The 9004-nt window shown below is 69.0% G+C and carries 10 protein-coding genes; 5 read left to right on the top strand and 5 right to left on the bottom strand.

The features are described from left to right. The first annotated feature begins 44 nt into the window (after window positions 1-44). Window positions 45-947: a LysR family transcriptional regulator gene (locus tag ACF8ML_RS13820; RefSeq protein WP_349335636.1), complete on the top strand. Its 903-nt coding sequence runs from the start codon at window positions 45-47 to the stop codon at window positions 945-947. 2 nt (window positions 948-949) lie between these two features. Continuing rightward, window positions 950-1453: a hypothetical protein gene (locus tag ACF8ML_RS13815; protein ID WP_016450580.1), complete on the top strand. Its 504-nt coding sequence runs from the start codon at window positions 950-952 to the stop codon at window positions 1451-1453. A 1-nt stretch (window position 1454) separates the two neighbouring features. Here the strand turns inward: ACF8ML_RS13815 and ACF8ML_RS13810 are convergent, their stop codons facing one another. Then, entirely contained in the window at window positions 1455-1994 is a 540-nt protein-coding gene (locus tag ACF8ML_RS13810) for a pyridoxamine 5'-phosphate oxidase family protein (RefSeq protein WP_046241376.1), read from the bottom strand. 238 nt (window positions 1995-2232) lie between these two features. Here ACF8ML_RS13810 and ACF8ML_RS13805 point away from each other — a divergent pair, with 238 nt between their 5' ends. The 3 genes from ACF8ML_RS13805 to ACF8ML_RS13795 all read left to right on the top strand — a co-directional run bounded on the left by ACF8ML_RS13805 (window position 2233) and on the right by ACF8ML_RS13795 (window position 5160). Next, window positions 2233-3924 (top strand): long-chain fatty acid--CoA ligase, encoded by a 1692-nt coding sequence (locus ACF8ML_RS13805; RefSeq protein WP_016450578.1) that lies wholly within the window; start codon window positions 2233-2235, stop codon window positions 3922-3924. A 143-nt stretch (window positions 3925-4067) separates the two neighbouring features. Then, window positions 4068-4880, top strand: coding sequence for a class D beta-lactamase (gene blaOXA, locus ACF8ML_RS13800; protein ID WP_392407258.1), 813 nt, complete (start codon window positions 4068-4070; stop codon window positions 4878-4880). A 61-nt stretch (window positions 4881-4941) separates the two neighbouring features. Next, on the top strand, window positions 4942-5160 hold the full coding sequence (locus ACF8ML_RS13795) for a hypothetical protein (RefSeq protein ID WP_016450576.1): 219 nt from the start codon (window positions 4942-4944) through the stop codon (window positions 5158-5160). An 87-nt stretch (window positions 5161-5247) separates the two neighbouring features. On the opposite strand, the gene ACF8ML_RS13790 is transcribed toward ACF8ML_RS13795, so the two are convergent. The 4 genes from ACF8ML_RS13790 to ACF8ML_RS13775 form a co-directional block, all read right to left on the bottom strand. Further along, window positions 5248-6147, bottom strand: a complete 900-nt coding sequence (locus ACF8ML_RS13790; protein ID WP_392407257.1) for an NAD(P)/FAD-dependent oxidoreductase — start codon at window positions 6145-6147, stop codon at window positions 5248-5250. Continuing rightward, entirely contained in the window at window positions 6134-6619 is a 486-nt protein-coding gene (locus ACF8ML_RS13785; RefSeq protein WP_016453247.1) for an Rrf2 family transcriptional regulator, read from the bottom strand. The genes ACF8ML_RS13790 and ACF8ML_RS13785 overlap by 14 nt, the downstream gene beginning before the upstream one ends. Before the next feature lie 71 nt (window positions 6620-6690). Further along, on the bottom strand, window positions 6691-7683 hold the full coding sequence (locus ACF8ML_RS13780; RefSeq protein ID WP_392407256.1) for a tripartite tricarboxylate transporter substrate-binding protein: 993 nt from the start codon (window positions 7681-7683) through the stop codon (window positions 6691-6693). 47 nt (window positions 7684-7730) lie between these two features. Then, a complete protein-coding gene (locus tag ACF8ML_RS13775; protein ID WP_016450572.1) occupies window positions 7731-8879 on the bottom strand; it encodes a porin in 1149 nt (382 codons plus the stop codon). Window positions 8880-9004: the final 125 nt, after the last annotated feature.

Here is a 9004-nt window from a genome sequence, read left to right as displayed (position 1 = left end):
CCGCCCGCATGCCCCACAATCCCCGCCAAAGGAGTGCACGGGCAATGGACAGATGGCAGGCCATGCGGGTGTTTTGCGGCGTGGTGGATGCGCAGGGCTTCACGGCGGCGCAGGACAGGCTGGGCATGACGCATTCGACCGCCTCGCGCCATGTCAAATGGCTGGAGTCGGAACTGGGCACGCAGCTGCTGCAGCGCAATTCGCGCGGGCTGAGCCTGACCGAGGCGGGGCGCAGCTACTACCTCAGTTGTGTGCAGTTGCTGGAGCAGCTCGATGCGGCCGAGGCCGCACTGGCGCAGCGCCGTGCGCGCGTGGCGGGTGTGCTGCGCATCACGCTGCCGCTGGCCGTGGGCGCCATCGAGCTGGGCGACTGGCTGCCCGAGTTCGAGCAGCAATTCCCGGATCTGGAGCTGCAACTGCTGTGCACCGACCGGCTGGTGGACCTGGTGGCCGAGGGCGTGGATGCGGCCGTGCGCATCAGCCGGCAATTGCCGGACAGCGGGCTGCAGGCGCGGCTGCTCACGCATTCGCCTCTGGTGCTGGTGGCTTCGCCCGCCTATCTGATGCGCCACGGGGTGGTGCAGGCGCCAGAGCAACTGGCCGCGCACCGCGCCCTGGCCTTTGCTGCGGGTCCGGCCCAGCTGCGCTGGAGCGTGGTGTCCGGGCAGGGTGCTGTCACTGAGGTCCAGCCGCTAGCGGCATTGCGCACCGATTCGGTGGCCACCATCTTCGAGGCTGCACGCGCGGGGCGGGGCATTGCGGCGCTGACCTGGCATACCGTGCGCTCGGCCATCGAGCGCGGCCAGCTGGTGCGGGTGCTGCCCTGTTTTCATCTGGGGCAGTACAGCTACCACGCGCTGTATCCGCGCACGCGGCATCTGCGCCCGGCCGTGCGTGCCTTCGTGGATTTCATGGCACGGCGCTATCGGCAGGGGCCGGGGGACTGAGCATGGTGTTCTGGAGCCGGCCGCTCGATGCGCAGGAACAGGCCTTTGTGCGCACGCACTTCGGTGCCTCGCTGGATGCGCTGCTGCCGCGCATGCGCCTTTATCTGCGCCGCCTGGGCGACACGCGCAGGGCGCTGTCCATGAATGGCGGGCGCATCTTCATGCCGCGTGCCTTTTTCATGCAGTCCGATCCGCGCCAGCCGCTGCGCCTGTCGCATCCGCAGATCGCAGGCATCTTTGCCCATGAGCTGCTGCACCAGTGGCAGCGCCTGCAGGGCATGCCCGTGACGCGGCAGGCGGCCTGGCTGCAGTTCAAGGCGCTGTGCACGCGCGGTGATCCCTATGCCTACGAGCGCTGCGACGATCCCCGGCGCATGCTGCAGCGCTTTGTCCATGCCCAGGTGGAGCAACAGGGCCAGATGTGGGAGGACCATGTGCGTGCCTGCGTGGCGGGGCAGGGCGATGCGGCGGGCGCCCTGATCGCGGCCCACGTGCGGGGCACGTGAGTCAGCTGGGCTGGATGCTCAGTGCTTCGATCAGGTCATGGGCCGAAACATCGCGCGCCGCGCCAAAGCCCGCCACGTGCCGGGCGATGGATGGCGTGATGCAGACAAAGCGGAAGTCGCCCAGATCGGTCATGAACGCGGCTTCGGGGAAGCGCAGCACATAGCTGTCGCGCGCGCCATCGGCCAGCACGCTGCCGGGCGGAGGTGTGCTGGCCACGCCTTCAATGGCCACGCGCTCCAGTGCATGCACGCCCTCGCCGTCCACTTCGGCCGCGCACACCAGCAGGCTGACGGCCGGGTGCAGCTCCATGGCCCGCGTGTGCGCTGCCAGCGCGCTGACGTGCAGCACAAAGCAGCCAAACTGCGCATTCCAGGCCCAGGGCACCATGGACAGACGGGGAGCGGGCAGTGCATCGCCAGCCCCGGGGGCAGGGGAGTCGGCGGGCTGGGTGGCCAGGGCCGCGCTGCGGCGGCGGGCCAGCAGATCGCGCAGCGACAGCTGCAGGCGGGACAGGTGGGGCATGTCGGGCGTGGAGGGCATGGCGCCATCGTACCCGTGGCGTACTTGTGGCGTGTCCGTGGCGTGCCCGTGGCCGGCTTGCGAAAGCACAAGGCGAGTTGCGGTGGCATCGGTATGCCATGGGCGCTCAAGCGTCACTTTGGCGACGATTCCCTGGGGCCTTCCCCAATGCCGGGAACCGGGTGTGCGCCTAGCCTCGCTGGCAAGGCGGATTGCCGCCGTCCGATCCACTCACCGACCATTCAACGCCCATCCGTCCATGTCGACCCTGCCCGCGCACCACGCCTTCTGGCCCAGCCGTCTGCCCCATTCCATCACCGTGCCCGCCACCAGCGTATGGGAGAACCTGGCCGTCAACGCGCGCCGCTATCCCGACAAGCCGGCCATCCGCTACTTCGGCAGCTCCATCAGCTACCGCGAGCTGTGCGAGGGCACGGAGCGCATGGCGGCCTACCTGCACAGCCTGGGCGTGCAGCGCGGCGACCGCGTGATCCTGCTGATGCAGAACACGCCTCAGCTCATCCTGGCGCACTACGCCATCTTCCGCGCCAATGCCGTGGTGGTGCCGGTCAATCCCATGAACATGGCCGAGGAGCTCAAGCACTACATCACCGACGCCGACGCCAAGGTCGCCATCACCACGGCCGACCTGGCCCCCGAGCTGGCCAAGGCCAGCAACGCGCTGGCGCCGGGCCAGCGGCTCGATCACCTGATCGTCACCCAGTTCACCGATGCCTTCGATGCCGGTGTGCAGGGCGACGATGCGCCGCCTGCGCAGTGGCACGACTGGCTGCTCACCCGGCGCGAGCCGGCTGTGCTGGAGGGCGGCAGCGTCCACACCTGGCAGCAGGCCCTGGCCTGCACCGACGCTGCGCCGCCCCATGTGGTGGGCCGCGACGACATGGCCGTGCTGCCCTACACCAGCGGCACCACGGGCCACCCCAAGGGCTGCATGCACCCGCACCGCTCCATCAACCACAACGCGGTGGCGGGAAGCTACTGGGGCAGCGGCACCAGCGAGGCGGTCGTGCTGGCGGTGGTGCCCATGTTCCACATCACGGGCATGGTGTCGGTGCTGCACACGGCCATCTTCATGGGTGCCACCGTGGTGGTCATGCCGCGCTGGGACCGCGAGCTGGCCGGGCGGCTGATCTCGCGCTACCAGGTCACCAGCTGGACCAACATCCCCACCATGGTCATCGACCTGCTGGGCAGCCCCAACTTCGCGCAGTTCGACCTCACCAGCCTCAAGTACATCGGCGGCGGCGGCGCGGCCATGCCCCAGGCCGTGGCCCAGCGCCTGCTGGAGCAATACGGCCTGCGCTTTTGCGAGGGCTACGGCCTGACCGAGACCGCTGCGCCCACGCACAGCAACCCGTCCGAGCACCCCAAGCAGCAGTGCCTGGGCATTCCCTTCATGAGCACGGAGGCGCGCGTCATCGATCCTGACACCGGTGCCGAAGTGCCCCAGGGCGAGCAGGGCGAGATCGTGGTCCACGGGCCCGAGGTCTTCGACGGCTACTGGAAGCGCCCCGACGCCACGGCCCAGGTCTTCATGGAGATCGACGGCAAGCGGTTCTTTCGCACCGGCGACCTGGGCCACGTGGATGAGGACGGCTACTACTTCATCACCGACCGCCTCAAGCGCATGATCAACGCCAGCGGCTTCAAGGTCTGGCCGGCCGAGGTCGAATCGCTGATGTTCCGCCACCCCGCCATCCAGGAAGCCTGCGTGATCTCCACGCGCGACGCCTACCGGGGCGAGTCGGTCAAGGCCGTCGTCGTGCTGCGTGCCGGCAAGGAAGACACCACGGCCGAGGACATCATCCAGTGGTGCCGCGAGAACATGGCCGTCTACAAGGCGCCCAAGGTGGTGGAGTTCGTCAAGGCCCTGCCCAAGAGCGGCAGCGGCAAGGTGATGTGGCGGCAGTTGCAGGAGGCGCAGGCGTAGCCTCGCGGGCAGTTCCCATCCATGGGCAAGTCCCACACGCGCTTGCCCAGGGCGCCGTGGGGCTGTTTGCTGCAGGGGCTCTGCAAAGGCTGCGCGCGCATCTATGATCGCGCGCCAGATACGAACACCGCAGCGCACAGCACATGCATAGATTTCCTGGAACCGCTGCCACGGCCGTGGCAGCTTTTTTTTGGGTTTCCGTTCCCGTCCCCGTTGTCGCGCACGAACTGTGCACCCTCGTCGCCGACGCCGACACGGGCCAGTCCCTGGTGCACAGCGGCCCGGCCTGCGCCGAGCGGGTCACGCCGGCGTCCACCTTCAAGATCGCCATCAGCCTGATGGGCTATGACGCCGGCATCCTGCAGGACGAGTCCCGGCCCGCGTGGCCGTACCAACCGGAGTATCCGGACTGGGGCGGCGATGCCTGGCGGCGCGATATCACGCCCCAGGCGTGGATGAAGGACTCGGTGTTCTGGTACTCGCAGCAGGTGGTGATGCGTCTGGGCCAGCAGCGCTTTGACACCTACGTGAAGGCCTTCCGCTATGGCAACGAGGATGTCTCTGCCGTGCCAGTGGCCGACCCGGGCCACAACGGCGTGTGGGTGGTGTCTTCGCTGCGCATCTCGGCGGCCGAGCAGGTGGCCTTCATGCGCAAGATCGTGCGCCGGGAACTGCCCGTGAGCAGTCAGGCCATCGACATGACTGCGCGCATCACCCGGCACCCCGTGCCTGTGGACGGCTGGACCGTGCATGGCAAGACGGGCACGGGCTCGCCGGGCAGCGACAACCGCTACGACGCCAGCCGGGCCTATGGCTGGTACGTGGGCTGGGCCACCAAGGACCAGCGCAGGCTGGTATTCGCCACGCTGATCCAGGACGAGCAGGCGCAAAAGCCCAATGCCGGCCTGCGCGCCCGCGATGCCCTGCTGCAGCGACTGCCTGCCGTGGACCGCTGACAATGCACGGGCCGTTCCTTTTCCGTACACCTTCCGCACACGAGCGACAGACCGACACCCGATGAAGACCATTGACGAAATGCTGAACCTGGACCTGCTCACCCCCGAGCAGCACGTTGAGATCAGCGACTGGATCGCCCGCGCGAACTCCCCCGAGGAAATACTGCAGATGCCGGCCCCCCTGTGGCAGGCCGTGGAGCGGGCCAGCGAGGCCATGGGCGTCAATGCCGATCTTCTGCGGCCGCCCGCGCTGGATGCGGGCGGCGCGGTCTTCGGATAGAGCGTGCTACGCCTCGTTCCGGACCCCTTTCCCGGCTTTCACGGGCACATCAAAGTGCATAGCACGCTCTAGGGCGGGCGCCGCAGTTCACCATCCCATCATCGACCGGTGCGCGCCAATGCCGGCCATGGCGCCATCGCTCACGGCCATGGCCACGTTGCCGGCCGCGCGGGCCGCGTCGCCACAGGCGAACACGTTGGGGACGCTGGTGGCCTGGCCTTCCGCGACCTTGATGAAGGGACCCATGGGGCCTTCTTCCAGGGCGCAGCCCAGCTGTTCGGCCACGGGGCTGGCGATGCGGGTGCGCGGCTGGGTGAACAGGCCATCCATGACCAGGCGGCGGCCGTCCTGCAGCAGCACGTCGGCCCGGCCTTCCAGGCGGGCGATGGGGGTGGCCTCCACCTGTGTGCCGCGGCGTGCGAAGGCGGCCAGCTCATCGGCACTTGGCGCGTAGGCGCCGTTGAGCAGCAGGGTGGTCTGGCCCCAGTCGGGCAGCATGACGGCGTGGTGATGGGCCAGGGCCGAGCTGGCAATGATGCCGATGCGGCCCGCATTCATCTCGTAGCCGTGGCAGTACGGGCAGTGAAAGACGCTGCGGCCCCAGCGCTCGGCCAGTCCCGGCACGGGCGGCAGGCTGTCATGCACGCCCAGCGCCAGGACGAGGCGGGCAGCGCTGATGGCGGTGCTCGCTGCATGGAACTCCAGCTGGCCATCGGGCGCCACGCGGGCGTCCTCGGCCGTGCCGTCCAGCCACTGCACGGTGGGGTAGGCCATCAGCTGCTGCCGGGCCTGGGCGGCGATCTGGGCGGGGGCGACGCCATCCTGGGTGAGAAAGCCGTGCGATGTCTCGCCGGCCTGGTCCACGAAGCGGTTGCGCCGCAGCCCGGCATCGACCACCAGCACCTGGCGGCGCGCACGCGCCAGTTGCAGGGCGGCGGACAGGCCCGCATAGCTGCCGCCGATGACGGCGAAATCAATGTGTTTCATGCTGGTGCTCCTGCAGTTGGTACCAGCCCTGGCCGCCCGCTGCGCGGTGGCGCGCCAGGCGGGCATGGAAGTCCTGGGACAGGGCAGCCAGCGTCACCGAGCCCAGGCGCGCGAGCAGGGCGGCCTCGGCTTGCTGCACCGCGTTGCTCAGCGCTTCGTTCACGGCCTGGGCGACTAGGCATTCGGGCCGGTCTTCCCTGAAGCCCAGCGACACCAGATCAGGGGCGCCCAAGGCTTCATGCACGTCGCGCAGCGTGGTGCGGTCCAGCTCGCAAGACAGCACCCAGCCCCCGCCATGGCCTTTGGCGGAGGTGACAAGGCCTGCATCGCGCAGGCCCGACATCAGCCGGCGCAGCACGACCGGGTTGGTCTGCAGCGCGGCGGCGAGCATGTCGGAGGTGGCAGGTCCATCGCCCTCGGCCATGTGCAGCAGCACATGCAGGACGTCCGAGAATTGGCTGTTCTGTTTCATGCAACATTATTTGTTGCATGAGTGTGGCCTTGTTTCGCGAAGGGATATGGACCTGCCGTCCGGGTGCGCCATCAGGACTCGCCCGTGAACCCGATCTGCTTGACCAGCGAACTCCAGCGCTCGAACTCGGCCTGCTGGTCGGTGGCCATCTCCTGCTGCGTGCTGCCGCGCGCCAGCAGGCCCAGGGCCGCCAGCCCGTCGATCACGGCCTTGTCCTTGAGCGCGGCGGTGATGGCCGCGTTGGCGTTGGCAATGGTGGCGGCCGGGGTCTTGGCGGGCGCGTAGAACCCGAACCATTCCTCCACCGTGACATCGGGCAAGCCCAGCTCGGTGAAGGTGGGCACGTCGGGCAGGAAGGGCGAGCGCTGCCTGCCCGAGGTGGCCAGCACGCGCAGGCGGCCGGCCTTCAGGTACTGCAGGTAGTCGCCGCTGGGGTTCATGGTGGCCGCGATCTGGCCGCCCACCAGGTCGGTGATGCTGGGCACGGTGCCGCGATAGGGCGCGTGCTTGAGCTCCACGCCCGAGCGCAGGCCCAGCAGCGCGCCCAGCAGGTGCGGCATGGAGCCCGCGCCCGGCGAGCCGAAGCTGGCGCGGTCGGGGTTGGCCTTGGCCCAGGCCAGGAAGTCCTTGAGCGTCTTGACCTCGGCCGGCACGGCGGGGCCCACGGCCAGGCCGTGGTAGATCACGGCGCCAATCGATACGGGCGTTGCGTCTTCGGGCCTGTAGGTCAGCTTGGGGTAGATGTGGGGATAGACCGAGAAGGCCGATACGGGGGCCAGTGCCAGCACGGAACCGTTGGGCGGGGAGTTCTTCAAGGCCTCCACCGCGATGCGGCCTCCGGCGCCGGGCTTGTTCTCCACAAAGCCCGGGCCCTTGCTGTAGGGCGTGCCGCCCAGCCGCTCGGCCACGCGGCGGGCCACGCTGTCGCCCGAGCTGCCGGCCGGAAAGCCGTACATGATCTTGACCTGGTCCAGTGCCTGGGCCAGGGCTTGCAGCGGTGACAGCGAGCCCAGGGCGGCGGCGCTGCCCAGGGCCTGGACGAAATGACGGCGATGCATCTGCATGGGATGTCTCCTGGTGAATATGGGAAAGGCAGGCGGATGGAAGCGGCTCAGAACATGTGGCGGATGCCCACGTTGATGCCGGTCTGCGAGCGTCCCGGCGCGGTGTTGCTGCCCGGCGCGCCGCCGCTGACCGAGACGGTGGCCAGGCGGTCGTTGCGGATGTGGCCGAGCTGCGTGTAGACGGCCGTGCGCTTGGACAGGTTGTAGATGGCGCGTGCCACCAGCAGGTCGGAGTCGTAGCCCGACACGCCGCGGTAGCGCAGCGTGAGCCACTGGGTTTCGAGCACCAGGGCCTCGGTGACCGGGTAGGAGGCGCCCACGTACCACAGGTTGCTGCGTGGCTTGACGGCGTCGCCGTCGTTGTCGCGGCGCAGCAGGCCGCCGCCGATCTTCACGCCGGCCAGCTTGAAGTAGCCGCCCAGGTGCAGGCGCTCGTCATGCTTGGCGCTGGAGTTCATGCCGCCGAACACCGGGTCGGTGGACGAGGCCGGCGTGCGGCCGTTTTGCTGCTCGTAGCCCAGCGCCACGCCCCAGGCCGGTGTGTCGTACTTGGCGTACAGCGACCATTGGCGGCAGGCCTGCGTGTCCGATCCGCTCTCGCCCGGGCAGTTGGTGCCTGCCGGGCTGGGGCCGGCATTGACGGTGTCACGCCCGAAGCTGTAGCCCGCGCCCAGTGCCAGCCCGCCGAAGTTGCCGCGCCAGGCCAGCATGTTGTCGGCGCGCGAGTTGGGAATGTAGGCGTCCAGCGAGCCCATGGCGAAGACGGCCGGGCCGATGATGTCCGAGTCCAGCAGCGACCAGAACAGCATGGAGTTCTGGCGGCCCATGGTCAGGCTGCCCCAGTTGCCGCCCAGGCCCACCCAGCTTTGGCGGCCAAAGCCGCGCCCGCCCTGGTTGAAGGTGCCCTGGTCGGGCGCAAAGCCCGACTCCAGCGTGTAGATGGCCTTGAGGCCGCCGCCCAGGTCCTCGCTGCCGCGCAGGCCCCAGCGCGAGGGCACCATGCTGGTGGTCGATGGCATGCGGCTGAGACCGCCGCCCGCCGCCACATTGTTCAGGTGCTCCACGCCCACATCGACGATGCCGTAGAGCGTGACGCTGGAGGTGCCTTGCGCGAAGGCGCCGAAGCTGGCGCCGGAGCCGGCCAGGGCCAGCACGGCGGTGGCCGCCAGGGTCCGCGGGGATGGGGTGGTTTTCATGGTGATGTCTCCTCTGGTTTGAAAAATCGTTGCCGTCTTGGCGTGGGTGTCCGCGCGCCTTTTCTCGGGCGCAGCGGGGCCCGGCCCCGCCGGGGGCGGGACTGCGGACAAGGGGTGGATGGGGG

Source organism: Delftia sp. WSY_10, from assembly GCF_043104705.1.
GTDB classification, from domain to species: Bacteria; Pseudomonadota; Gammaproteobacteria; order Burkholderiales; family Burkholderiaceae_C; genus Comamonas; species Comamonas tsuruhatensis.
The sequence above is the reverse complement of the archived record's forward strand: the minus strand, read 5'-3'. Positions and strand labels throughout refer to the sequence as shown.